At 65.8% G+C, this 24,017-nt stretch carries 19 protein-coding genes; 18 read left to right on the forward strand and 1 reads right to left on the reverse strand.

Going from position 1 to position 24,017, the window contains the following annotated elements:
• Position 1 precedes the first annotated feature (1 nt).
• The 16 genes from rsmH (at position 2) to lpxC (ending at position 19,299) form a co-directional block, all read left to right on the forward strand.
• Entirely contained in the window at positions 2–1,003 is a 1,002-nt protein-coding gene (rsmH, locus tag AC1DS6_RS13065) for a 16S rRNA (cytosine(1402)-N(4))-methyltransferase RsmH (RefSeq protein ID WP_035875626.1), read from the forward strand.
• Positions 1,000–1,323 carry a cell division protein FtsL gene (ftsL, locus tag AC1DS6_RS13070; RefSeq protein WP_035875624.1) on the forward strand — a complete coding sequence of 108 codons (324 nt, stop codon included), beginning with the start codon at positions 1,000–1,002 and terminating at the stop codon, positions 1,321–1,323. Before rsmH ends, ftsL begins: the two co-directional genes overlap by 4 nt.
• Entirely contained in the window at positions 1,320–3,119 is a 1,800-nt protein-coding gene (locus tag AC1DS6_RS13075; protein ID WP_441625650.1) for a peptidoglycan D,D-transpeptidase FtsI family protein, read from the forward strand. The genes ftsL and AC1DS6_RS13075 overlap by 4 nt, the downstream gene beginning before the upstream one ends.
• A complete protein-coding gene (locus AC1DS6_RS13080) occupies positions 3,116–4,663 on the forward strand; it encodes a UDP-N-acetylmuramoyl-L-alanyl-D-glutamate--2,6-diaminopimelate ligase (protein WP_441625647.1) in 1,548 nt (515 codons plus the stop codon). The genes AC1DS6_RS13075 and AC1DS6_RS13080 overlap by 4 nt, the downstream gene beginning before the upstream one ends.
• Positions 4,660–6,075 (forward strand): UDP-N-acetylmuramoyl-tripeptide--D-alanyl-D-alanine ligase, encoded by a 1,416-nt coding sequence (locus AC1DS6_RS13085; RefSeq protein WP_441625642.1) that lies wholly within the window; start codon positions 4,660–4,662, stop codon positions 6,073–6,075. The genes AC1DS6_RS13080 and AC1DS6_RS13085 overlap by 4 nt, the downstream gene beginning before the upstream one ends.
• A gap of 76 nt (positions 6,076–6,151) precedes the next feature.
• A complete protein-coding gene (mraY, locus tag AC1DS6_RS13090; protein ID WP_035875618.1) occupies positions 6,152–7,321 on the forward strand; it encodes a phospho-N-acetylmuramoyl-pentapeptide-transferase in 1,170 nt (389 codons plus the stop codon).
• 48 nt (positions 7,322–7,369) lie between these two features.
• Positions 7,370–8,896 (forward strand): UDP-N-acetylmuramoyl-L-alanine--D-glutamate ligase, encoded by a 1,527-nt coding sequence (murD, locus tag AC1DS6_RS13095; protein ID WP_441625640.1) that lies wholly within the window; start codon positions 7,370–7,372, stop codon positions 8,894–8,896.
• Complete coding sequence (gene ftsW / locus AC1DS6_RS13100; protein ID WP_035875613.1) at positions 8,893–10,134, forward strand: putative lipid II flippase FtsW; 1,242 nt, start codon at positions 8,893–8,895, stop codon at positions 10,132–10,134. The genes murD and ftsW overlap by 4 nt, the downstream gene beginning before the upstream one ends.
• Positions 10,131–11,201, forward strand: a complete 1,071-nt coding sequence (murG, locus tag AC1DS6_RS13105) for an undecaprenyldiphospho-muramoylpentapeptide beta-N-acetylglucosaminyltransferase (protein WP_035875611.1) — start codon at positions 10,131–10,133, stop codon at positions 11,199–11,201. Before ftsW ends, murG begins: the two co-directional genes overlap by 4 nt.
• A gap of 12 nt (positions 11,202–11,213) precedes the next feature.
• Positions 11,214–12,653: a UDP-N-acetylmuramate--L-alanine ligase gene (murC, locus tag AC1DS6_RS13110; RefSeq protein WP_276291242.1), complete on the forward strand. Its 1,440-nt coding sequence runs from the start codon at positions 11,214–11,216 to the stop codon at positions 12,651–12,653.
• On the forward strand, positions 12,650–13,633 hold the full coding sequence (locus AC1DS6_RS13115; protein ID WP_035875606.1) for a D-alanine--D-alanine ligase: 984 nt from the start codon (positions 12,650–12,652) through the stop codon (positions 13,631–13,633). The genes murC and AC1DS6_RS13115 overlap by 4 nt, the downstream gene beginning before the upstream one ends.
• A 53-nt stretch (positions 13,634–13,686) precedes the next feature.
• A complete protein-coding gene (locus tag AC1DS6_RS13120; protein ID WP_441625636.1) occupies positions 13,687–14,589 on the forward strand; it encodes a cell division protein FtsQ/DivIB in 903 nt (300 codons plus the stop codon).
• Complete coding sequence (gene ftsA, locus AC1DS6_RS13125; RefSeq protein ID WP_035875601.1) at positions 14,586–15,818, forward strand: cell division protein FtsA; 1,233 nt, start codon at positions 14,586–14,588, stop codon at positions 15,816–15,818. The genes AC1DS6_RS13120 and ftsA overlap by 4 nt, the downstream gene beginning before the upstream one ends.
• Before the next feature lie 165 nt (positions 15,819–15,983).
• Positions 15,984–17,183: a cell division protein FtsZ gene (ftsZ, locus tag AC1DS6_RS13130; RefSeq protein WP_035875600.1), complete on the forward strand. Its 1,200-nt coding sequence runs from the start codon at positions 15,984–15,986 to the stop codon at positions 17,181–17,183.
• A 517-nt stretch (positions 17,184–17,700) separates the two neighbouring features.
• Positions 17,701–18,207 carry a peroxiredoxin gene (locus tag AC1DS6_RS13135; protein ID WP_045237181.1) on the forward strand — a complete coding sequence of 169 codons (507 nt, stop codon included), beginning with the start codon at positions 17,701–17,703 and terminating at the stop codon, positions 18,205–18,207.
• Positions 18,208–18,381: 174 nt separating this feature from the next.
• Positions 18,382–19,299, forward strand: coding sequence for a UDP-3-O-acyl-N-acetylglucosamine deacetylase (gene lpxC, locus AC1DS6_RS13140; protein WP_441625631.1), 918 nt, complete (start codon positions 18,382–18,384; stop codon positions 19,297–19,299).
• A gap of 78 nt (positions 19,300–19,377) precedes the next feature.
• Here lpxC and AC1DS6_RS13145 read toward each other — a convergent pair whose 3' ends face one another.
• Positions 19,378–19,917, reverse strand: a complete 540-nt coding sequence (locus AC1DS6_RS13145; RefSeq protein WP_035875596.1) for a hypothetical protein — start codon at positions 19,915–19,917, stop codon at positions 19,378–19,380.
• Between the two features lie 94 nt (positions 19,918–20,011).
• On the opposite strand from AC1DS6_RS13145, the gene AC1DS6_RS13150 reads away from it, so the two are divergent.
• The gene (locus AC1DS6_RS13150) at positions 20,012–20,947 is read left to right on the forward strand and encodes a M23 family metallopeptidase (RefSeq protein WP_441625629.1); all 936 of its coding nucleotides are present in this window, start codon (positions 20,012–20,014) and stop codon (positions 20,945–20,947) included.
• Positions 20,948–21,184: 237 nt separating this feature from the next.
• Positions 21,185–23,968: a preprotein translocase subunit SecA gene (secA, locus tag AC1DS6_RS13155; RefSeq protein WP_477102588.1), complete on the forward strand. Its 2,784-nt coding sequence runs from the start codon at positions 21,185–21,187 to the stop codon at positions 23,966–23,968.
• The last annotated feature ends 49 nt before the right edge of the window (positions 23,969–24,017 follow it).

The raw sequence follows: 24,017 nt of genomic DNA on the forward strand, positions 1-24,017 counted from the left end.
CATGAGCTCAACCCAAACGCCAGGGACCACCGCCCTGCGCCATCGCACCGTGCTGCTGGACGAGGCTGTCGAAGCCCTGGTCTGGCGGCCGGATGGCGTCTACGTGGACGGCACCTTCGGCAGAGGGGGGCACAGCCGGGCAATATTGGCCCGGCTGGGCCCGGCCGGAGCCCTGGTGGCATTCGACAAGGATCCGGCAGCAATCGCAGAGGCGGGCACCATCAAGGATGCCCGCTTCTCCATTGAGCACACCAGCTTCGCCGAGATGTCGGACCGGTTGGCAGGACGCGGCAAGGTAACCGGGATACTGCTCGACCTGGGGATCAGCTCGCCCCAGATCGACGATGCGGAGCGGGGCTTTTCCTTTCGCTTCGAGGGACCGCTGGACATGCGCATGGACACCACGCGCGGCATTACCGCCGCGCAATGGCTGGCGCAAGCGGATGAGCAAGACATCGCGAGGGTGATACGGGACTATGGGGAAGAACGGTTTGCTGTACAGATTGCAAAGGCGGTTGTTGCTCGCAGGAGCGAACCCGGCCATGGCGGACCTCTCACCACTACTGCCGAGCTTGCCGCGCTCGTGGCGAAAGCCGTCAAAACACGCGAGAAGGGTCAGGACCCTGCGACCCGCACCTTTCAGGCTCTACGGATTCACATCAATCAAGAGCTTGCGGACCTCGAAAGAGGCCTGAGCGCGGCTTACGACTTGTTGCAGGCAGGAGGGCGGCTGGTGGTCATCAGCTTTCACTCGCTTGAGGACCGCATCGTCAAGCGGTTCATGCAGGCGCACGCCCGTCCGCAGCAGAACGCCGACCCCGCCATGCGCCGCGCGCCTCTGCGCGCCGACCAGTTGCCGCAGCCCACGCTGAGGCTGCTCGGCCGGGTCAAGCCGGGCGCCGAAGAGATCGCCGCCAACCCGCGCGCGCGCTCGGCGGTGATGCGCGTGGCCGAGAAGCTGCCCGCCGTATCCGCATCCACCGAGCAGGCGGGCCGCGCATGAACCGCCTGACCTTTTTCCTGCTGGCAGCACTGATGCTGTGCGCGCTCTCGCTCGTGAGCGCTCAGCACCAGGCCCGGACCCTGTTCGTCGCCTACGAGCGTGCGCAGGCGGAAGAAAAGCAGCTCGACATCGACTGGTCCCGCTTGCAGTACCAGCAGAGCGCGCTTGGCAAGAGCGCACGCATTGCCGAAGCGGCGCGCACGCAGCTGAAGATGACGCCGGTACTTCCCGGCAGGACCCAATATCTGGCCGGCGTGGTGCTTGATGCGCCACCTGCGAACGCGCCTGCGGCCGCCGCGCCGGAGGGGAGCAAGCCATGACCATCGCCCGGCCCTCGCAAAACGCCCAGCGCGGAAACCCTTCGCGCCCACGCACCGGCCAGTTCGCGGCCAGCCCCGTGCTTGGCCTGCGCCTGCCGATGTGGCGCTCCAAGCTGGTGGTTTTCATGATGTTCGCCGCCTTCGTCGCCTTGGCCGGACGCGCGCTGTGGATCCAGGGTCCGGGCAACCAGTTCTATGAGGCCGAGGGCAAGAAGCGATTCCAGCGCACCCTCGAGTTGCCGGCAACACGCGGCAAGATCCTCGACCGCAATGGCCTGGTGCTGGCTACCAGCCTTCCCGTGAAGGCGATCTGGGCGGTCCCCGAGGACGTTCCGGACGAAATCGACGCGGACAAGATTCGCCAGTTGAGCAAGCTGCTCGACATGAGTGACAAGGAACTGCGCCGCAAGTTTACGGAGGACAAGAGCTTCGTTTACCTGAAGCGCCAGGTGCTGCCGGACGCCGCGGACAAGATCGCCGCGCTCAAGATCGACGGCATTCACCAGACCCGCGAATACAAGCGCTTCTACCCGGAGGGCGAGGCGATGGCGCACATCGTCGGCTTTACCAATGTGGAAGACCGCGGCCAGGAAGGCGTGGAACTGGCGCGCGAGGCTGTGCTGGCCGGGAAGTCCGGTGCGCGCCAGGTGATCAAGGACCGCCTCGGCCGCGTGGTGGAGGATGTGGGCATCCTCAAGGCGCCGCGCGACGGCGAGGACCAGCAGCTCTCGATCGACGCCAAGATCCAGTACCTGGCCCACAACGAGGTCAAGGCCATCGTCGAGCGCAGCAAGGCCAAGGCGGCCAGCGCCGTGGTGCTCGACGCGCAGACCGGCGAGGTGCTGGCGCTGGCCAACTGGCCGACCTACAACCCCAACGACCGCACCCGGCTGTCGGGCGAACAGCTGCGCAACCGGGTGCTGACCGATACCTTCGAGCCGGGTTCGATGATGAAGCCGATCACGGTCGGCCTAGCACTGCAGCTCAAGCGCGTCACGCCGTCGACGGTCTTCGTCACTACCGGCAAGTTCAACTACGAAGGCGCCACCATCAGCGACACCCATAATTACGGGTCGTTGACGGTCGCCGGCATTATCCAGAAGTCGAGCAACATCGGCACGACCAAGATCGCGATGCTGCTCAAGCCGCAGGAAATGTGGGATATGTATACCAGCCTGGGCCTGGGGCAGGCGCCCAAGATCGGCTTCCCGGGCGCGGTGGCGGGACGGGTGCGCCCGTTCAAGAGCTGGCGGCCCATCGAGCAGGCGACCATGTCCTATGGCTACGGCCTGTCCGTGTCGCTGTTCCAGATCGCCCATGCCTACACCATCTTCGCCCATGACGGCGAACTGATCCCGGTCACGATGTTCCGTGCCAATGGCCCGGTTACCGGAGAGCGCGTGCTGTCGCCCGAAGTGGCGCGCCAGGTGCGAGCCATGCTCGAGACCGTGACGGCGCCCGGCGGCACCGCGCCCGAGGCGCAGGTGATGGGCTACCGGGTGGGCGGCAAGACCGGCACCGCCTACAAGCACGTTGGCCGCGGCTACGACCGCAGCAAGTATCGCGCTTCCTTCATCGGCCTGGCGCCGATGTCGAACCCGCGCGTGATCGTGGCCGTCAGCGTGGACGAGCCCACCTCCGGCAGCCACTACGGCGGCGCCGCGGCGGGCCCGGCTTTCGCGGCGATTACCGGTGGCGCGCTGCGTGCGCTCAATGTGCAGCCGGATTCGCCGATCCGACAACTCGTGGTGAGCGACAAGGTGCAGGAAAGCGAACCGTGGAGCGCGACGCAATGAGCCAGCCACTGCTTCCCCTCGAAGTGGCCGCACAGGCCGGCGACGCGCTGGACTGGTTGCACCAGCACGCGCCGGCCGGCGCCAGGCTGACCGGTGACACGCGCCGGCTGACCCAGGGCGACGTTTTCTTCGCCTACGTGCTCGGCAACGAGCGCCTGGCGACCGATGCGCGCCCGCATATTGCCCAGGCCATCGCCCGCGGCGCCAGCGCGATCGTCCACGAGGCCGATGGCTTTGCCTGGCCGCACGGCGAGACCGTGCCGCACCTTGGTGTGTCGGGCCTGCACCAGCTCGCCGGCCCGATCGCCGCGGGCTGGTATGGCAACGGCGCGCGCGATCTCGCGGTGACCGGCATCACGGGTACCAATGGCAAGACTTCGTGCAGCCAGTGGCTGGCGCGCGCGCTGCAGGCGGCCGGTACGCGCTGTGCCACCATCGGCACCCTTGGCACCGGTTTTCCTGATGCGCTCACGGCTACGGGTTTCACCACGCCCGACGCGGTCCAGTTGCAGGACAGCCTGGCGGAGCTGAATGCCGCCGGCGCGCGAGCCGTGGCAATGGAAGTGTCCTCGCACGGGCTCGAGCAGGGCCGGGTGGCCGGCACGCACTTCGCCGTGGCGGTGCTGACCAACCTGACCCAGGACCATCTCGATTACCACGGCACCATGGCCGAGTACGAGGCGGCCAAGGCTTTGCTGTTCCAATGGCCCGGCCTGCGCGCGGCCGTGATCAACCGTGACGACGCCATGGGCCGGCGCCTGCTGGCTGGCACGCTGGTCACCGGGCAGGTGATCGAATACGGCATCGACGGCGCCGCCGGCGCCACCCGCAAGGGCGGCCAGTGGCTGCGCGCCACCGGCGTGCGCGCCACGGCTGCCGGCACCGCCTTCCATGTCGACGGCAGCTTCGGCGGCGCCGATGTCGCCACGCCGATGATCGGCGAGTTCAATGTCAGCAACCTGCTCGCCGTGCTCGGCGCCGCGCTCGCCAGCGGCATCGAGTGGGCTGCAGCCATCGACGCGCTGCGCACGCTCAGGCCGGTCGACGGCCGCATGGAGTTGTTCGGTGGCAGCCACGGCGCCCAGGATGGCCCGCTGGCGGTGGTCGATTACGCCCACACGCCGGACGCGCTGGAAAAAACCCTGGCCGCGCTGCGCCCGGTGGCGCAGGCGCGCAAGGGCCGGCTGTGGTGCGTGTTCGGCTGCGGCGGAGACCGCGATCCGATCAAGCGCCCGCTGATGGGCGCGGTGGCCGCGCGCCTTGCCGACGAAGTCGTGCTGACCAGCGACAACCCGCGTAGCGAAGACCCGCTGGACATCCTGAACGCGATCGCCGATGGCATCGACGACCACAGCCACACCCACCTGATCGAAGACCGGGCCGCCGCCATCCTGTATGCCATCAAGCACGCTGCCGCGGCCGACGTGGTGCTGGTGGCCGGCAAGGGGCACGAAGCCACCCAGGAGGTGCATGGCCGCAAGCGGCCATTCTCCGACCGCGAGCACGTCCGGCTGACGCTGGGTACGCGTGGGGTGTCGGCATGACGCAATTCACCATGACTGATCTGCAGCAAGCCGCCGGCTGGATCGCCGGCGCGCGTATTTCCGGGCCCGATGGCGCCGCCAGCCGCGCCTTCTCGCGCGTGCTCACCGACAGCCGCACGGTCCAGCCCGGCGACCTCTTCGTCGCGCTCAGGGGCGAGCGCTTCGATGCGCATGACTTCCTGGCCGATGTGGTGGCGCGCGGCGCCGCCGCGGTCTTGGTGGAGCGCGAGCCCGATGCCGGGCTTGGCATTCCCGCCATCGTGGTGCCCGATACCCGCCTTGCGCTGGGCCAGCTGGCAGCCGGCTGGCGCCGCCGCTTCAGCCTGCCCGCGGTTGCAGTGACGGGCAGCAACGGCAAGACCACGGTCAAGGAAATGATCGCGGCGATCTTCGCCGCGGCGGTAGGGGAGGGCGCCAGGCTCGCCACCGGCGGCAACCTGAACAACGATATCGGCTTGCCGCTGACCGTGCTGCGCCTGACCGACGCGCACCGGCTCGCCGTGCTCGAACTGGGCATGAACCACCCGGGCGAGACGGTTTACCTGGCCGGCATCGCCCAGCCCACCGTGGCCGTGGTGACCAATGCCCAGCGCGAGCACCAGGAGTTCATGGTGAGCGTCGAGGCCGTGGCGCACGAGCATGCGGCGGCCATCGCGGCATTGCCCGCCGACGGCGTGGCGGTGTTTCCGCTCGACGCCGAGGGTGGCGGGGCACATGCCGGCATCTGGCGGCAGGCGGCCGGCCAGCGGCGCGTGCTGTCGTTTGGCCTGGAGGCGGGCGCCGATGTCAGTGCCGGCGTGCATCTGGAAGATGGTGTGCAAGTGATGCAGGTACGGGCGCCCGGCGCCACGTTCGAGGTCCGCCTGTCGGTGCTTGGCACCCACAACGTGCGTAACGCGCTGGCGGCGGTCGCCTGCGCGCTGGGCGCCGGCGTGGGCGTTGAGGCGATCCGCGCCGGCCTGGCCGGATTCGCCGCGGTCAAGGGACGGCTGCAGGTCAAGCACGCTGCCGGCGGCACGCTGGTGATCGACGATAGCTACAACGCCAATCCCGATTCGGTGCGCGCGGCTATCGACGTGCTCGCCGGGTTTGCCGCGCCGCGCCTGCTGGTGCTGGGGGATATGGGCGAAGTGGGCGACCAGGGGCCGGCTTTCCATGCGGAGATCGGTGCCTATGCGAGCGCCCGCGGCATCGAGACGCTATGGGCGACGGGCGCGGCAGTGGTGCACGCGGTGCAGGCCTTTGGCGCGCAGGCCCGGCATTTCGAACGCGCTGAAGACCTCGCGCAGGCGTTGGCGGAAGACAAGGACGGTACCGTGGCGGCAGCAAGCGCGGTACTTGTGAAGGGATCTCGGTTCATGCGGATGGAACGGATGGTGAATGCGCTGGTCGCAGACACTCCCGCGCATTAATCGTCATCAACACTTAATCAAGCAATCAGATAGCCCGGCCACGCCGGGCGGTTGTCGAAAGGAATACGGAAACACGATGTTATTGGCTCTGGCCCAGTGGCTGCAAAACGACTACAGCTTCCTGCGGGTCTTCAACTACCTGACCTTCCGCGCGGTGATGGCCAACCTCACCGCGCTTTTGATCGGGCTCGGCCTTGGACCCTGGGTGATCCGCAAGCTGACCGAACTCAAGATCGGCCAGGCGGTGCGCACCATCGGCCCGCAGTCGCATCTGGTCAAGGCCGGCACGCCCACCATGGGCGGTGTGCTGGTGCTGGTGTCGATTGCCATCTCCACGTTGCTGTGGTGCGACTGGGGCAATCGTTTCATCTGGGTCGTGATGCTGGTGACCTTCGGCTACGGCGCGATCGGCTGGGTGGACGATTACCGCAAGGTGGTCTATCGCGATCCGCGCGGCATGTCGAGCCGCGAGAAGTTTTTCTGGCAGACCCTGATCGGCCTGGTGGCCGCGGTCTACCTGGCGTTTTCGGTGTCGGAAAGCAGCAATGTGCGGGTGTGGGACCTGTTCCTGGGCTGGGTCGAAGGCGGACTGTCGCTGGACATGCCCTACAAGTCCAACCTGATCGTGCCCTTCTTCAAGGAAGTGAGCTATCCGCTGGGCGTGGCCGGCTTTATCGTGCTGACCTACCTGGTGATCGTGGGTTCGAGCAATGCGGTGAACCTGACCGACGGCCTGGACGGGCTGGTGATCATGCCCGTGGTGCTGGTCGGCAGCGGGCTGGGTGTATTTGCCTACGTGATGGGGAGTTCGGTCTACAGCAAATACTTGCTGTTCCCGCATATCCCGGGGGCTGGCGAGTTGCTGATCTTTTGTTCGGCGATGGCGGGGGCGGGCCTGGCCTTCCTCTGGTTCAACGCCCATCCGGCCCAGGTCTTCATGGGCGACGTCGGCGCGCTGGCGCTGGGCGGCGCGCTGGGCACGGTGGCGGTGATCGTGCGCCAGGAGATCGTGCTGTTCGTGATGGGCGGCATTTTCGTGGTGGAAACCTTGTCGGTGATGCTGCAGGTGACGTGGTTCAAGATCACCAAGCGGCGTTACGGCGAGGGCAGGCGGTTGTTCAAGATGGCGCCGCTGCATCACCACTTTGAATTGTCGGGCTGGAAGGAAACGCAGGTGACGGTGCGCTTCTGGATCATCACCATGTTGCTGGTGCTGATCGGGCTGTCGTCGCTCAAGTTGCGCTGAACCGGCGCATATCTATCAACGCAGAAACGAAAAAAGGCGGGAATCGAAGTGTTTGGCGAGTTGCAAAAACCTCATGTGCTGGTGCTGGGCCTCGGCGAATCGGGCCTGGCGATGGCGCGCTGGTGCGGCCAGTATGGCGCGCCCGTGCGCGTTGCCGACACGCGCGAGGCGCCTGCCAACCTGGTCTTCCTGCAAGCCGAGCTGCCTTCGGCCGAATTTCATGGTGGTTCCTTCACGGACGCGCTGCTGGACGGCATCGCACTGGTGACGATCAGCCCCGGCCTGTCGCCGCTGGAAGGCGCCACTGCCGCGCTGCTGTCCGCGGCGCGCGAGCGCGGGATTCCCGTGTGGGGCGAGATCGAGCTGTTCGCGCGTGCGCTGACGCACCTTCAGGCAGAGTCGGGCTATGCGCCGAAGCTGCTGGCAATCACCGGCACCAATGGCAAGACGACGACCACCGCGCTGACCGGCCGCCTGGTCGAGCGCGCCGGCAAGAGCGTGGCGGTGGCGGGCAACATCAGCCCCTCGGCGCTGGACAAGCTGGCCGCCTGCATTGCCTCGGCCACGCTGCCCGAGGTCTGGGTGCTGGAGCTGTCGAGCTTCCAGCTGGAAACCACGCACACGCTGGCGCCGCACGCGGCCACGGTGCTCAATATCACCCAGGACCATCTTGACTGGCACGGCAGCATGGAAGCCTATGCCGCCGCCAAGGCCCGCATCTTCGGCGCGGCGCCGGCGCCGGGCGAAGCCGGCTGCGTGCAGATCCTGAACCGCAACGACCGCCTGAGCCTGGACATGGCGCGCCCCGGCACGGCGCCGGTGACTTTCGGCACCGACCTGCCCGAGGTACCGGGCAGCTTCGGCGTGCTGCGAGAGGGCGGCATGCCCTGGCTGGTGGTGGCGGAACCCGATAGCGAATCCGACGGCGAGAACAAGCCGCGCCGCCGCAAGGCCGCCGCCGCCGAAGAAGCGGAAGCCGTTCCTGTGCGCCACAAGCGCCTGATGCCGGCGGATGCGCTGCATATCCGCGGCATGCACAACGCCACCAACGCGATGGCCGCGCTAGCGCTGTGCCGTGCCATCGACCTGCCGCTGAATGCCTTGCTGCACGGCCTGCGGGAATACCGCGGCGAGCCGCACCGGGTGGAGTGGGTCGCCACGATCGACGACGTCGAATTCTTCGATGACAGCAAGGGCACCAATGTGGGCGCCACCGTGGCCGCGCTGTCCGGGCTGGCCAAGCGCGTGGTGCTGATTGCCGGCGGCGAAGGCAAGGGGCAGGATTTCTCGCCGCTGGCCGCGCCGGTGGCGCAGTACGCCCGCGCCGTGGTGCTGATCGGCAAGGATGCGGGCGAGCTGCGCCGCGCGCTGCAGGAGACCGGCGTCACGCTGGCCGACGCCGCCACGCTCGAACAGGCTGTCAGCCTGGCCGCCACTGCGGCGCAGGGCGGCGATGCTGTGCTGCTGTCGCCGGCGTGCGCCAGCCTCGACATGTTCCGTAACTATGTGCATCGCGCCGAAGTCTTTCGTGCCGCGGTGGAAGAACTGGCGATGTCCAGGGGGATCGTGCCATGAGCGACGCACCGGTCAAGCGCAGCGGCTTTATCGGAGCCACCATCGGCAACGCCTGGGGCGGATTGCGCGATGCGGTGTCCGGCGTCAAGCCGACGCGCTCGCGCATGATGGAGTACGACCAGCCGCTGCTGTGGGTGGCGATCGTGCTGCTCGCGCTTGGCCTGGTGATGGTCTTCTCGGCCTCGATCGCGCTGCCGGACTCGCCGCGGTACGCCAACTACCGTGAAAGCCATTTTCTCGCACGACATGCGTTCGCGCTGTTCATCGGGCTGTCCATGGGCTTGCTGGCCTTCCAGATTCCGGTCAAGTTCTGGGACAAGTACGCGCCCAAGCTGTTCGTGATCGCGCTGGTGATGCTGATCCTCGTGCTGGTGCCCTTCGTGGGCAAGGGCGTGAATGGCGCGCGGCGCTGGATTCCGCTCGGCATCATGAACTTCCAGCCGTCCGAGTTCATGAAGCTGGCGGTGGTGCTGTACACGGCCAACTACACCGTGCGCAAGCAGGAGTGGATGCAAAACGTGGGCAAGGGTTTCCTGCCGATGGGCGTGGCGGTGGTAGTGGTAGGCATGCTGCTGCTGCTGGAGCCCGACATGGGCGCCTTCCTGGTGGTGGCCACGGTCGCCATGGGCATCTTGTTCCTGGGCGGCATCAACGGCAAGCTGTTCGCCGGTCTGGTCGGCGTGGCGGTGGGTGCCTTTGCGCTGCTGATCACGGCGTCGCCATGGCGGCGCGAGCGGATCTTCGCCTATCTCAACCCGTGGGAAGAGGCCAACGCGCTCGGCAAGGCCTACCAGCTCACCCACTCGCTGATCGCCTTCGGCCGCGGCGAGTGGACCGGGGTGGGGCTGGGCGGCAGTATTGAAAAACTGCACTACCTGCCCGAGGCGCATACCGACTTCATCCTCGCCGTGATTGGCGAGGAATTCGGCTTTGTGGGTGTGCTGGTGGTGATCGTGCTGTTCTACTGGATGGTGCGCCGCGCCTTCGAGATCGGCCGTACCGCCCTGCAGCTCGACCGCACCTTTGCGGGGCTGGTGGCCAAGGGCGTCGGCATCTGGATCGGCTGGCAGACCTTTATCAATATGGGCGTGAACCTGGGCCTGCTGCCCACCAAGGGGCTGACCCTGCCGCTGGTGAGCTACGGCGGCTCGGGCATTTTGATGAACTGCGTGGCGCTGGCGATCCTGCTGCGCATCGACTATGAGAATCGCGTCATGATGCGCGGAGGGAAAGTATGACCGCACCGCGCACCTTGCTCGTGATGGCCGGCGGCACCGGGGGGCATGTCTTCCCCGGGCTGGCGGTCGCTCGCGCATTGCGCGAGCAGGGCTGGCGCGTCGTGTGGCTGGGCAACCGGACGGGCATGGAAGCCACGCTGGTGCCCAAGTACGACATCCCGATGGAGTTCATCCAGTTCGGCGGCTTGCGCGGCAAGGGTCCGCTGACCAAGCTGATGCTGCCGCTGAACCTGTTGCGCGCCTTCTGGCAAAGCGTGCAGGCGTTGCGCCGGGTGCGGCCCAATGTGGTGCTGGGCATGGGCGGCTATATCACCTTCCCGGCCGGCATGATGGCCTCGCTGTTGGGCCGGCCGCTGGTGCTGCATGAGCAGAATTCGATCGCCGGTCTGGCCAACAAGGTGTTGGCGAAGGTCGCGGACCGGGTGCTGTGCGCCTTCCCGAACGCGCTGCCGGACAGCGAGTGGACCGGCAACCCGGTGCGTGACGAGGTCGCGCGGATGCCGGCGCCCGAGCAGCGCTACGACAGCCGCAGCGGCCCGTTGCGGCTGCTGGTGGTGGGCGGCAGCCTGGGCGCGGCGGCGCTCAACGAAGTCGTACCGAAGGCGCTGGCGCTGCTGCCGGAAGGCGAGCGCCCGCTGGTCAGGCACCAGGCCGGCGCCAAGCAGATCGACACGCTGCGCGCCAATTACCAGGCCGCCGGCGTGGCGGCGGAAGCATTGCCCTTTATCGACGACATGGCAGCGGCCTACGCCGAGGCGGATCTGGTGATCTGCCGCGCGGGCGCGATGACCGTGTCGGAGGTGGCGGCGGCAGGCGTGGCGGCACTGTTCGTGCCTTTCCCGCATGCGGTCGATGACCACCAGACCACCAATGCGAAATTCCTGTCGAGCCAGGATGCCGCCTTGCTGGTCCAGCAGAACGAACTGACCGCGAGCGGGCTGGCGCAGACGCTGGCCTCGCTGTCGCGGCCCCGACTCAAAGAGATGGCGCATCAGGCGCGTGGTCTTGCCAAGCCGGAAGCAACCCGGCGCGTGGCGGAGATCTGCAGCCAGATGGCCAGGGATTGATACAACGGATTCATGAAGCACATCGTCAAGAACATCCACTTCGTAGGCATCGGCGGCGCCGGCATGAGCGGCATCGCGGAGGTCCTGCTGAACCAGGGATATAAGGTCTCGGGGTCCGACGTGGGCAGCAATGCCGCCACGCGGCGCCTCGCATCGCTGGGTGCGACCGTGATGCACGGCCACGACGCCGCCAACATCAACGGCGCCAATGCCGTGGTTGTGTCCACCGCCGTCACCAACGACAACCCCGAGGTGCTGGCTGCGCGGGCCAAGCGCATCCCGGTGGTGCCGCGCGCGGTGATGCTGGCCGAGCTGATGCGCCTGAAGCAGGGCGTGGCCATCGCCGGCACCCACGGCAAGACCACCACCACCAGCCTGGTGGCGTCGGTGCTGGCCGAGGGCGGGCTTGACCCCACCTTTGTGATTGGCGGCCGCTTGAATTCGGCGGGCGCCAACGCGCGCCTGGGCACGGGCGACTTCATCGTGGCCGAGGCCGACGAGTCGGATGCCTCGTTCCTGAACCTGTTCCCGGTGATCGAGGTCATTACCAATATCGACGCCGATCACATGGACACCTACGGGCACGACTTCGCTCGTCTCAAGCAGGCGTTCGTGGAATTCACCCAGCGCCTGCCGTTCTACGGCATCGCGGTGCTGTGCGTGGACGATCCCAACGTGCGCGAGATCATGCCGTTCGTCTCCAAGCCGATCGTGCGCTATGGCTTTGCCGAGGACGCGCAGATCCGCGCGGTCAACGCGCGCGCGGTCGACGGCCAGATGCACTTCACCGTGTTGCGCCAGCTCAACAGCCATGCCGAGGCGCCGCTGGATGTGGTGCTGAACCTGCCCGGCATGCACAATATCCAGAACGCGCTGGCGGCCATCGCCATCGCGACCGAACTGGAAGTGCCCGATGCCGCTATCGTCAAGGCGCTGCGCGAGTTCCACGGCGTGGGACGCCGCTTCCAGCGCTATGGCGAAGTTGCTTGCGTCAGCACGGATGCGCAGGGCGAAACCAGGAGCGAAGGCACCTTCACGCTGGTCGACGACTACGGCCACCACCCGGTCGAGATGGCCGCGACGCTGGCGGCGGCGCGGGGTGCGTTCCCCGGACGCAGGCTGGTGCTGGCCTTCCAGCCGCACCGCTTTACCCGCACGCGCGATTGCTTTGAAGATTTCATCAAGGTGCTGGGCACCGTGGATGCGCTGTTGCTGGCCGAGGTCTATGCCGCCGGCGAAGCCCCGATTGTGGCCGCCGACGGCCGCGCGCTGACGCGCGCGCTGCGCGTGGCCGGCAAGGTTGAACCCGTTTTTGTGGAGCAGATCGACGAAATGCCGCAGGCTATCCTGAATGCCGCCCGGCCCGGCGACGTGGTGGTGACAATGGGCGCCGGCACGATCGGCACCGTGCCCGGACAACTGGTTTCGCAACAGGCTGGGGGGCAGGCATGAGTTTCGTCGCCCATCCCAATATCGATCCCAAATCGCTGGGCAAGGTCGGCGTGCTGCTCGGCGGCCGCTCGGCCGAGCGCGAGATTTCACTGCTGTCGGGCAACGGCGTGCTTGCCGCGCTGCGCTCGCGCGGCGTCGATGCCCATGCCTTCGATCCCGGCCTGCAGTCGGTGGCCGAGCTGGCCACGGCCGGTTTCGATCGCGTATTTATCGCCCTGCACGGCCGCTACGGCGAGGATGGCACCATCCAGGGCCTGCTGGAGCAACTGGGCGTGCCCTACACCGGCAGCGGCGTGCTGGCCTCTGCGCTGGCCATGGACAAGCAGGCAACGAAGCGCCTGTGGATGACCCACGGCCTGCCCACGCCGCGCTTTGCCATGCTGCATGCCGATACGGATTTCGACGCCGTTGCCGCCGACCTGGGCCTGCCGCTCATCGTCAAGCCGGCGCGCGAGGGTTCGTCGATCGGCCTGACCAAGGTGACCGAGTCCGGCCAGATGCGTGCCGCCTTCGAGAAAGCCGCGGCGCTGGACAACGACGTCATCGCCGAGACATTTATCGACGGCGCCGAGCTGACCTGTCCGATAGTCGGGGAGGGCGCTAGCGCCGAAGCCCTGCCGGTGATCCGCATCGTCGCGCCCGGCGCGAACTACGACTATCAAAATAAGTACTTTACTGACGATACCCAATATCTGTGCCCGTCGGGCCTGCCGGACGACGTGGAAGCCGAGGTCCGGCGCCTGGCTGTGCAGTCCTTCCGCGTGCTGGGTTGCCGCGGCTGGGCGCGCGCCGATGTGATGCTGAGCGCCGACGGCAAGCCTTTCCTGCTCGAGATGAATACTTCGCCCGGCATGACCGGCCATTCGCTGGTGCCGATGGCGGCGCGCGCGGTGGGCATCAGCTACGAGGATTTCGTCATGCAGGTGACCGCGGCCGCCACGCTGGACCTGCATCCCAGCGAGGCCTGGAAACCCGATTGAGCACTGGACAAACACTGCAACCCGACCGACCGGAACCGGAACAACGCTAAGCCATGTGGCACAACACTCGCCTGCTCAACCTGATCGCTTCCACGCTCTACGCGCTGGTGGCGGTGATGGCGTTCGCGGCCGGCCTGCTGTGGCTGGCGCAGCGGCCGGTATTTGCCATCACGCACGTCGAGCTGGCGCCGATGGAAGGCGGCTCACTGCGGCATGTCAATGCGCCGAGCGTGCGCGCCAACGCGCTGGGCAAGCTGTCGGGCAGCTTCTTCACGCTCGATCTCAACGAGGCGCGGCAGATTTTCGAGTCGGTGCCCTGGGTGCGCCGCGCCAGCGTCCGCCGCGAATGGCCCAACGGGCTGGCGGTCGAGGTCGAGGAGCACGAAGCGCTCGGTACGTGGGGCAATGCAGACAGTAGCCGCCTGATCAACACCTATGGCGAAGTGTTCGTCGCCAACCCGGCGGAAGCCGAGGAAGATGCCCAGTTGCTCGCGCTCGACGGCCCGCCGGACAGCGAGGGCGACGTGGTCGACAAGCTGGAGACCATGCGCGAATGGTTCAAGCCGCTCAAGGTCGAGCCGCTGGCGGTCACGCTGTCGTCTCGCTATGCCTGGCGCACCAAATTGTCCAACGGCATGGTGGTGGAGCTCGGGCGCGAACAGAACGACGAGGAGCGCGACGCCATGGCGCAGCGCGTCAAGCGATTCGTCGTGGCCTGGCCCCAGGTCACCGAGCAGTGGGGCAAGCAGATCGAGTACGCGGACCTGCGCTACCCCAACGGGTTCGCCATCCGCGCGGCCAACGTGCGGTTCCTGACCGATGCCCAGGCAGCCGCGGCCGCCAAGGCGAAACCCGGCGGCGCCGGCACGAATACAAGTACGAGTACAAGTACCAACACCAATCCGAATAACAATCCGACGCGACTCAAGAGCAAGAACGCGGAGAAAAACCGATGAGCAAGGAATACAAGGACCTACTGGTCGGTCTCGATATCGGCACTTCCAAGGTGGCCGCGGTAGTGGCGGAGTTGCGCCCCGACGGCAGCTACGAAGTGATCGGGATGGGCCAGTCAGAGTCCAAGGGTCTGAAGAAAGGGGTCGTGGTCAATATCGAGGCCACCGTGCAGTCCATCCAGCGGGCGCTGGAAGAGGCTGAGCTGATGGCCGACTGCAAGATTTCCGAAGTGTTCACCGGCATTGCCGGCAGCCATATCCGCAGCTTCAATTCCAGCGGCATGGTGGCGATCAAGGACAAGGAAGTCACCCAGACCGATGTGGCCCGGGTGATCGAGACCGCCAAGGCGGTCAATATCCCGACCGACCAGCAGATCCTGCACATTCTCACGCAGGAATTCATCATCGACGGCCAGGAAGACGTGCGCGAGCCCATCGGCATGAGCGGCATCCGGCTGGAGGTGAAGGTGCATATCGTCACCGGCGCGGTCAGCGCGGCGCAGAACATCGTCAAGTGCGTGCGCCGCTGCGGGCTGGAAGTGCACGACCTGATCCTGCAGCCGCTGGCGTCGAGCCTGGCGGTGCTGACCGAGGACGAGAAGGAACTGGGCGTGGTGCTGGTCGATATCGGCGGCGGTACGACCGACATCGCCATCTTCAGCGAAGGCGCGATCCGGCATACGGCCGTGATCCCCATCGCCGGCGACCAGATCACCAACGACATCGCCATGGCGCTGCGTACGCCTACACCCGATGCCGAAGACGTCAAGATCCAGTATGGCATCGCCAAGCAGGCTATCGCCGATCCGGAAGACATGATCGAGGTGCCCGGCGTGGGCGACCGCGGCACGCGCTCGCTGTCGCGCCAGGCGCTGGCGGCGGTGATCGAGCCGCGTATCGAGGAGTTGTACTCGCTGGTGCATCAGGTGGTGCGCGAGTCGGGCTATGAAGAACTGCTGTCGTCGGGCGTCGTGATCACCGGCGGTACCGCGATGATGCCGGGCATGGTGGAACTGGGCGAGGACATCTTCCTCAAGCCGGTTCGGGTCGGCGTGCCGGAATATCGGGGAAATTTGCACGAAGTTGTTAAGAGTCCGCGCTATTCGACCGTAATGGGACTACTGCTCGAAGGCCGCGTGCAACGCATGCGCGGCCGCAAGGTCGCGGTGCAGAGTGGTTCCGTCAAGCAGGTGTGGACCCGCATGAAGGAATGGTTCGTCGGCAATTTCTAAGTTGCCGCCGATTGGATTGCACTTGAATGAATGACGGGATTGTCCACGCTATTGTGGGCAATCCGTTGAACAGGCAGTTTTCTTTTGATGGTTTCTTGTTCAGTAACCAAGGGTTGCGGCGGGGAGGCTGCAGCGTTTGGCGGCTGATACTACTTGGAGGCAGTGATGGACTTTGACATGATCGAAACGGAATTGCAGGACGGCACCATCATCAAGGTGATCGGCGTGGGCGGCGCGGGCGGCAACGCTGTGCAGCACATGATCAGCCGTGGCGTGCAAGGCGTCGAATTTATCTGCATGAACACCGATGCGCAGGCGCTCAAGCGCTCCAGCGCTTCGCGTGTGCTGCAGCTCGGCAACACCGGCCTTGGGGCAGGCGCCAAGCCGGAGGTCGGCCGCAACTGCGCGGATCAGGCGCGCGAGCAGATCGCCGACTCGCTGCGCGGTGCCCATATGGTCTTCATCACTGCCGGCATGGGCGGCGGCACCGGTACCGGCGCTGCACCGGTCGTGGCCCAGGTTGCCAAGGAAATGGGCATCCTGACCGTGGGCGTGGTCAGCAAGCCCTTCGAGTTCGAAGGCGCGCGCCGTGCCAAGGTGGCGGAAGCCGGTTCCGGTGAGCTGGAGTCCTGCGTCGATTCGCTGATCGTTGTGCTTAACGAGAAGCTGTTCGAGGTCATGGGCGACGACGCCGAGATGGACAAGTGCTTCCAGTGCGCCGACGACGTGCTGCATAACGCAGTCGCGGGCATCGCCGAGATCATCAACGTCGATGGCTTGGTGAACGTCGACTTCGAAGACGTGAAGACGGTCATGGGCGAGCAGGGCAAGGCCATGATGGGCACGGCTACCGTGTCGGGCGTGGACCGCGCCCGCCTGGCTGCCGAGCAGGCTGTCGCCAGCCCGCTGCTGGAAGGCGTGGACCTGTCGGGCGCGCGCGGCGTGCTGGTCAACATCACGGCCAGCCGCTCGCTGAAGCTGTCGGAAACCAAGGAAGTCATGAACACCATCCGCAGCTATGCCGCGGAAGATGCCACCGTGATCTTCGGTACGGTGTACGACGATTCCATGGGCGACGCGCTGCGCGTGACGGTGGTGGCGACGGGCCTGGGCCGTTCGGCCAAGAAGCAACAGCCGATGACCCTGCTCAAGACCGGTACCGACAATATGCCGGTGCAGATGATGGGCAATATGACCAGCAGCGTGAACGCCGGCCACAGCAGCGCTCCCGATTACAGCAACCTGGACACGCCGGCGGTATGGCGCAGCTCGCGCGAGTCTGCGTCCGCCCACGTGGCCGCGTTGCAGGAAAAGGGTGTGGATACGTACGACATCCCGGCGTTCCTGCGCAAGCAGGCGGACTGAGTTGGCTCGGCAAGGTGTCGACAAGGCCGGCTGCCAGCCAGGCCCCGCCCCGGATCGGCGAAACACGCTAGCGCTCCCTATCCGCTCGTGTTGCGCCCGGTGGCGGTGGACTGACCAGCAGCCAGCCATGCCGCACCCGCGCTGACGCCCTCAGGCCGCATCCCGTCGCCGGGACAGGCGTGCCTCCGGCCGCCTCCCCGGACTGGTCTCCCGCCATCCCGGCCGGGATGTGCCGTCGTCCGCGCGTCGATCGCAAGATCGGCACGCGGACCCATTTGAAAAGCAGTGCGGCTCGAAGCCCTCCGGGCCTTGAGCCTGGCGCCATCAATGCCGCCCAGGAAACGAGTCTGGCGTGCCGCGCAGATCTGCGCGCGGCGCCATAGGCTCCCTCCGCCAGCCAAAGTCTCGCCTATGTCGGACAATTCCTACGGCATACCCGGCAGTGTCAGACTTGGGCGCCTGCGGCTGGCGCACTATGATGCTAAACAGGGTTTTTACCGAGACAGGAAGACACAGCATGATCGAAATTGGAGCGCGTGTGCCCGACGCCACGCTGAACGAGTTCTTTGAGGTCGAGACCGGCGGCTGCGCTCTCGGGCCCAATTCCTTCTCGGCCGCCGAACTCGCCCGTGGCCGCAAGATCGTGGTGTTCGGCCTGCCCGGCGCCTTTACCCCCACCTGCTCCGCCAAGCATGTGCCGGGCTACTTGGCGCAGGCCGAAGCGCTGCGCGCGGCCGGCGTGGACGAAGTCTGGTGCGTCTCGGTCAACGATGCCTTTGTCATGGGCGCCTGGGGCCGCGAGCAGAACACCGAAGGCAAGGTGCGCATGATGGCCGATGGCAGCGCCGAGTGGACGCGCCGCCTGGGCCTGGACCAGGACCTTACCGCACGCGGCATGGGTGTACGCTCCAAGCGTTACGCCATGGTCATCGACGATGGCGTGGTGACCCACCTGTGGCTTGAAGCGCCTGGCGAATTCAAGGTCAGCAGCGCTGAAGCGGTGCTTGCGGCGTTGCGCGCGTAATACGTGAATGTGTCATTGAGTAACTAACAAGTTACTTAAAGTGCACTTGTGGCGGCTTATTTCTTCGGTACTAACAGACCGAAACAAAGTGGCGCAGCGCAGCAAACGAAGCAATGGTAAAATCGCTATATTAGAAAGTGTACTTGATAGATTTTAATAATAGCTGAGAACGTCATGCTCAAACAGCGCACCATCAAATCCCTGGTCAAGACCGTTGGCATAGGCTTGCACTCGGGCCGTAAAGTGACGCTGACGCTGCGCCCGGCTCCGGTGGATGCCGGTATCGTATTCACCCGCGTCGACCTGCCCGAAGCCGTCGAGATCCCCGCGAGCGCGTCAGCCATTGGCGATACGCGTCTTGCATCGGTCCTGCAGAAGGATGGCGCGCGCGTGTCGACCGTGGAACATTTGATGTCCGCCTGCGCGGGCCTTGGCATCGACAATCTGTACGTGGATGTCGATGCCGAGGAAATCCCGATCATGGACGGCAGCGCTGCATCCTTCGTCTTCCTGTTGCAGTCGGCCGAAATCGAGCAGCAGTCCGCGCCCAAGCGTTTTATCCGCGTGAAGAAGGCCGTGGAAGTCCGCGAGGGCGACAAGCTGGCGCGCCTGGAGCCTTACTTCGGCTTCAAGCTGGCTTTCACCATCGACTTCCGTCACCCCGCGGTGGACAAGACCGGCCAGACCTTCTCCATCGATTTCGCCGATACAAGTTACGTGCGCGAGATTGCCCGCGCCCGCACTTTTGGCTTCGCCCACGAAGTCGAGGCGTTGCGGGAGATGGGGCTGGCGCGTGGCGGCAGTCTGGATAACGCCATCGTGCTCGATGAGCATCGGATGCTGAACAACGAGGAGCTGCGCTACGGCGACGAGTTCGTGCGCCACAAGATCCTTGATGCGATCGGCGATCTGTATGTGGTCGGCCATCCCTTGATTGGTGCCTATGTCGCCAACAAATCCGGCCACGGGCTGAACAACCAGCTGTTGCGGGCATTGCTGGCGGATCAGGAAGCGTATGAGATGGTGACGTTCGAGCGGGCCGAGGAAGCGCCGCCGGCGTTTTTGCCGCAGTTGCAGCCGGTGTTTGCATAACGCCTGCCGGGGGGGCAGGGTTCTGGTATCACCGGAAGGCCGGCGCAAGCCGGCTTTTTTACGTCCAGGGCACGGGCTTCAGGAACCAGCGCCGGTCGTCGTCTTTTGCCGATGATGCGACAACAGGGTATTCAGGGCATCCCGCAACGGCGACTCGGGCAACTCCTGCGCCAGTTGCGTCAGGCTGGACAAGCCGGTCGCCGACATCCGGGCCACCTTGGGCCGCACTACCGGCCCGGTGTCCCAGTCACTCTGCCGGCCCACCTCGGGTTGTACCCTCACCCGGATTGCGGTAATCTGCGATCCCCGCTGTTGCAACCTGGAAAGTAGTGTAGGAACCACTTGCCGGACACGTGCAGCGGCTGCCCCATGGGCGGCCAGCAACAGCAAAGTTCGCTCCGACTGGCCTTGGCCGACACCGCGGGCGTCCTGCTTGACGCCCGCGACAGCGATGCCGTCCTGCAGGCCGCGTGGCAGGAGCGACAGCACCTCAGCTTCCAGTACCGCCAGTTCCCGCGCCGTCTGCATCAGGGCCGAGACCGGGCCGGCTTTGTCCAGCCAGTCGTTAAGCGGCTTGGCGGCGGGCGTCTGGAGGGCGTGATGGGTAAACATGCGCATGCGCGCATTCTAGCGTGCCGTTCGCGCCAGCGCGGCGGCTTATGCGCCGCAGCCACGAAGCCGGCGCCAGGCCTTGCATGGGAAGGATTGCATCATGCAGATCATCGTGCTTCATCCGCGCCTGCCGCGCGTGCGTCATTTCACCTTGTCACGGGGGAAGATTTTCGCCGGCATCGTGCTGCTGTGCCTGGTTGTCGCGCTGGTCTCGTCGGCGCTGACCTGGATCGTGGCGCGGGCGGGCATTAGCGCGCCAGTCCGTGCACCGGGCGACGATGCCTACCTGCGCGCCAATCTCAATGTGCTGGCCGCCCGCGTGGGCGAGATCCAGGCCCGTATGGTGAGGCTGGATGCGCTTGGCGAGCGGGTTTCCGGGCTTGCCGGCATCGCACCCAAGGAATTCGACTTCAAGCAGCCGCCTGGCCGTGGTGGCCTCGCGCCCTCGGCGCAGTCGCGCACCTCGAGTCTGCCTGAGCTGCAACTCGCGCTGGCGAGTCTGTCCGAGCAGGCTGACAGGCATGCGGACTATTTCGATGTGGTGGCCAGCACCTTGCTGGATCGCCGGATCGAGGATCGCCGGGTTCCACGCGTGCTGCCGGTAGCGACCGGCTACGATGCATCCGGCTTCGGCTGGCGCTTCGACCCATTTACCGGGCGCCGCTCCCCGCATGACGGCGTCGATTTTTCCGCGCCCGCGGGCACGCCGATCGTCGCGGCCGCCGGGGGCGTGGTGGCGGCGGCGGAGTGGCACGCCGAATACGGCAACCTGATCGATCTCGATCACGGCAATGGCCTCAAGACCCGTTATGCGCATGCTTCCAGGCTGCTGGTGAAGCCCGGCGACCTCGTCAAGCCGGGCCAGCAGATCGCGCTGGTGGGCTCCACCGGGCGCTCCACAGGCGCCCACCTGCATTTCGAGGTGCATGTGGACGGTGTGCCGCAGAATCCGAATCGCTTCCTCGCCGTGGCGAAATCATCACCTGCGCAGGTTGCCCAGGCAATAATTCCAACCGATCGTACGGCAATCCGTTGAAGAATCCGCGACCCGCCCCGATGTCGGGGGGATTGGATGCGCGGGCCCCATCCGGACAGGTAGCGTTTCGCCCGCCGCTTGGTTCCGGTCGTGACCCGCGCGCGTGATAAACTCGGCGTTTTGCGCCAATCTTCCTATTTCCTCGCGCGGTCCGCCCTGGGCAGCCGGCCAAGCCGGCGGCCAGGCCGCCTAGTGCGTACCACGGCGGCGTACCACTCGCGTAGGTGAAAGCAATCGATGATCACGGGCCTTCTCAAGAAAGTCTTCGGCAGCCGTAATGAACGGCTGATCAAACAATATGGCAGGACCGTCGCGCAGATCAATGCGCTGGAGCCGAAGTTCGAGGCACTTTCGGATGACGACCTGCGTGGCATGACCGAGGTCTTCCGGCAGCGCCATGCCGCCGGGGAGTCGCTCGAGGCCTTGCTGCCCGAGGCCTTCGCGGTGTGCCGCGAGGCCAGCAAGCGGATCATGAAGATGCGCCACTTCGACGTCCAGATGATCGGCGGCATGGTGCTGAACGATAACAAGATCGCCGAAATGCGCACCGGCGAGGGCAAGACCCTCACCGCGACGCTGGCGGTGTACCTCAACGCCATCACCGGCAAGGGCGTGCACGTTGTCACGGTCAACGACTACCTGGCCCAGCGCGACGCCGAATGGATGGGGCGCCTGTACAACTTCCTCGGCCTGTCGGTCGGCGTGAACCTGTCGCAGATGCCGCATGACCAGAAGGCGGCGGCCTATGCGGCCGACATCACCTACGGCACCAACAACGAGTTCGGCTTCGATTACCTGCGCGACAACATGGTCTACGACCCTGGCCAGCGCGTGCAACGGCCGCTGAACTACGCCATCGTCGACGAGGTGGACTCGATCCTGATCGACGAGGCGCGCACGCCGCTGATCATCTCGGGCCAGGCGGAGAACCATACCGACCTGTACCAGCGCATGAACGGCGTTCCCAAGCTGCTCGAGCGCCAGATTGGCGAGGAAAAGGCCGATGGCACCGGCGTCGAGAAGCCGGGCGACTACTTCGTCGACGAGAAGGGCCACCAGGTCTACCTGACCGAGGCCGGCCATGAGAAGGCGGAGGTGATCCTGGCGCAGCAGGGCCTGATCGGCGAGGGCGAATCGCTCTACGCGCCGCAGAACATCACGCTGATGCATCACCTGTACGCGGCCCTGCGCGCGCACAGCCTGTTCCATCGCGACCAGCATTATGTGGTGCAGAACGACGAAGTCGTGATCGTCGACGAGTTCACCGGCCGCCTGATGACGGGACGGCGCTGGTCCGACGGCCTGCACCAGGCGGTGGAAGCCAAGGAAGGCGTGACCATCCAGCAGGAAAACCAGACGCTGGCCACGATCACCTTCCAGAACTACTTCCGCATGTACGAGAAGCTGTCCGGCATGACCGGCACGGCCGATACGGAAGCCTACGAATTCCAGGAAATCTATGGCCTGGAAGTGGTGGTGATCCCCACCAACCGCACGGCCCAGCGCAAGGACTTCCAGGACCAGATCTACAAGACCTCGACCGAGCGCTACGATGCCGTGGTGCGCGATATCCGCGATTGCTACGACCGCGGCCAGCCCGTGCTGGTGGGCACCACCTCGATCGAGACTTCGGAATACCTCTCGGACCTGCTGAACAAGGCAAAACTGCCGCACCAGGTGCTCAACGCCAAGCAGCACGCGCGTGAAGCCGAGATCGTGGCGCAGGCGGGCCGGCCCAAGATGGTCACCATCGCCACCAATATGGCGGGCCGTGGTACCGACATCGTGCTGGGCGGCAATGTGGAGAAGCAGGCCGGCTTTATCGAGGCCGACGAAAGCCTATCCGACGCCGACAAGGCCGCGCGCATCGCCCAGCTGAAGGGCGAATGGCAGTCGCTGCACGAGCAGGTCAAGGCCGCCGGCGGCCTGCATATCGTGGGCACCGAGCGCCACGAGTCGCGCCGTATCGACAACCAGCTGCGTGGCCGTGCCGGCCGCCAGGGTGACCCGGGCTCGTCCCGCTTCTACCTGTCGCTGGACGACCAGCTGCTGCGCATCTTCGCCGGCGACCGCGTGCGCGCCATCATGGAACGCCTGAAGATGCCGGAAGGAGAGCCGATCGAGGCGGGCATCGTCACGCGCTCGATCGAGTCCGCCCAGCGCAAGGTCGAAGGCCGCAACTTCGATATCCGCAAGCAATTGCTGCAGTACGACGACGTTGCCAACGACCAGCGCAAGGAAATCTACAAGCTGCGCAATGAAGTGCTCGAGTCGCAAGATGTCGGCGAGATGGTGAAGAACCTGCGCGAGAGCGTGCTGGTCGAGATGTTCCGCGACCACGTGCCGGCCGACACCATGGAAGAGCAGTGGGACATCGCCGGCCTGGAAGCCAAGCTGCGCGACGAATGGTCGCTGGAAGTGCCGCTGGCCAAGACCATCGAGGCCGCGCAGAGCATCGAGGACGAAGAACTGCTGAACCTGATCATGCGTGCCGCCGACGAGCGTTACGAAGCCAAGGTCAGCCAGGTCGGCCGCGAATCCTTTGCCGGGTTCGAGCGCTCGGTGATGCTGCAAAGCATCGACACCCACTGGCGCGAACACCTGGCGGCGCTGGACCACCTGCGCCAGGGCATCCACCTGCGCGGCTATGCGCAGAAGGATCCCAAGCAGGAATACAAGCGCGAATCGTTCGAACTGTTCGCCCGCCTGCTCGACGTGATCAAGGTCGAAGTCACGCGCGTGATCTTCAACGTGCAGATCCAGTCTCCGGAAGAGCTCGAGCAGGCCTCGGAGCAGATCGAGGAAGGCCTGTCGCATCTCGCCAACGTGCAGTACAAGCATGACGAGTTCGACGAGGCTACCCAGGTGGCCGAGGGCGCCGGCAGCAGCGCGCCCGAGCGTGCCGGCATCGCCTACGCCGCCGCGGCTGAGGCTGCCGGCATGGCCAAGGTGGGGCGCAACGATCCCTGCCCGTGCGGCTCCGGCAAGAAGTTCAAGCTGTGCCACGGCAAGCTCAGCTAAGCCGCGCACAGTGAAGTCAGCAAACATGCCCGCGCAAGCGGGCATGTTC

The sequence above is a fragment of the Cupriavidus sp. 05L310 genome (genome assembly GCF_056398185.1).

Coding starts and splice junctions, on each gene's coding strand:
- rsmH (WP_035875626.1), top strand. CDS start 2: ATGAGCTCAACCCAAACGCCAGGGACCACCGCCCTGCGCCATCGCACC.
- ftsL (WP_035875624.1), top strand. CDS start 1,000: ATGAACCGCCTGACCTTTTTCCTGCTGGCAGCACTGATGCTGTGCGCG.
- AC1DS6_RS13075 (WP_441625650.1), top strand. CDS start 1,320: ATGACCATCGCCCGGCCCTCGCAAAACGCCCAGCGCGGAAACCCTTCG.
- AC1DS6_RS13080 (WP_441625647.1), top strand. CDS start 3,116: ATGAGCCAGCCACTGCTTCCCCTCGAAGTGGCCGCACAGGCCGGCGAC.
- AC1DS6_RS13085 (WP_441625642.1), top strand. CDS start 4,660: ATGACGCAATTCACCATGACTGATCTGCAGCAAGCCGCCGGCTGGATC.
- mraY (WP_035875618.1), top strand. CDS start 6,152: ATGTTATTGGCTCTGGCCCAGTGGCTGCAAAACGACTACAGCTTCCTG.
- ftsW (WP_035875613.1), top strand. CDS start 8,893: ATGAGCGACGCACCGGTCAAGCGCAGCGGCTTTATCGGAGCCACCATC.
- murG (WP_035875611.1), top strand. CDS start 10,131: ATGACCGCACCGCGCACCTTGCTCGTGATGGCCGGCGGCACCGGGGGG.
- murC (WP_276291242.1), top strand. CDS start 11,214: ATGAAGCACATCGTCAAGAACATCCACTTCGTAGGCATCGGCGGCGCC.
- AC1DS6_RS13115 (WP_035875606.1), top strand. CDS start 12,650: ATGAGTTTCGTCGCCCATCCCAATATCGATCCCAAATCGCTGGGCAAG.
- AC1DS6_RS13120 (WP_441625636.1), top strand. CDS start 13,687: ATGTGGCACAACACTCGCCTGCTCAACCTGATCGCTTCCACGCTCTAC.
- ftsA (WP_035875601.1), top strand. CDS start 14,586: ATGAGCAAGGAATACAAGGACCTACTGGTCGGTCTCGATATCGGCACT.
- ftsZ (WP_035875600.1), top strand. CDS start 15,984: ATGGACTTTGACATGATCGAAACGGAATTGCAGGACGGCACCATCATC.
- AC1DS6_RS13135 (WP_045237181.1), top strand. CDS start 17,701: ATGATCGAAATTGGAGCGCGTGTGCCCGACGCCACGCTGAACGAGTTC.
- lpxC (WP_441625631.1), top strand. CDS start 18,382: ATGCTCAAACAGCGCACCATCAAATCCCTGGTCAAGACCGTTGGCATA.
- AC1DS6_RS13145 (WP_035875596.1), bottom strand. CDS start 19,917: ATGCGCATGTTTACCCATCACGCCCTCCAGACGCCCGCCGCCAAGCCG.
- AC1DS6_RS13150 (WP_441625629.1), top strand. CDS start 20,012: ATGCAGATCATCGTGCTTCATCCGCGCCTGCCGCGCGTGCGTCATTTC.
- secA (WP_477102588.1), top strand. CDS start 21,185: ATGATCACGGGCCTTCTCAAGAAAGTCTTCGGCAGCCGTAATGAACGG.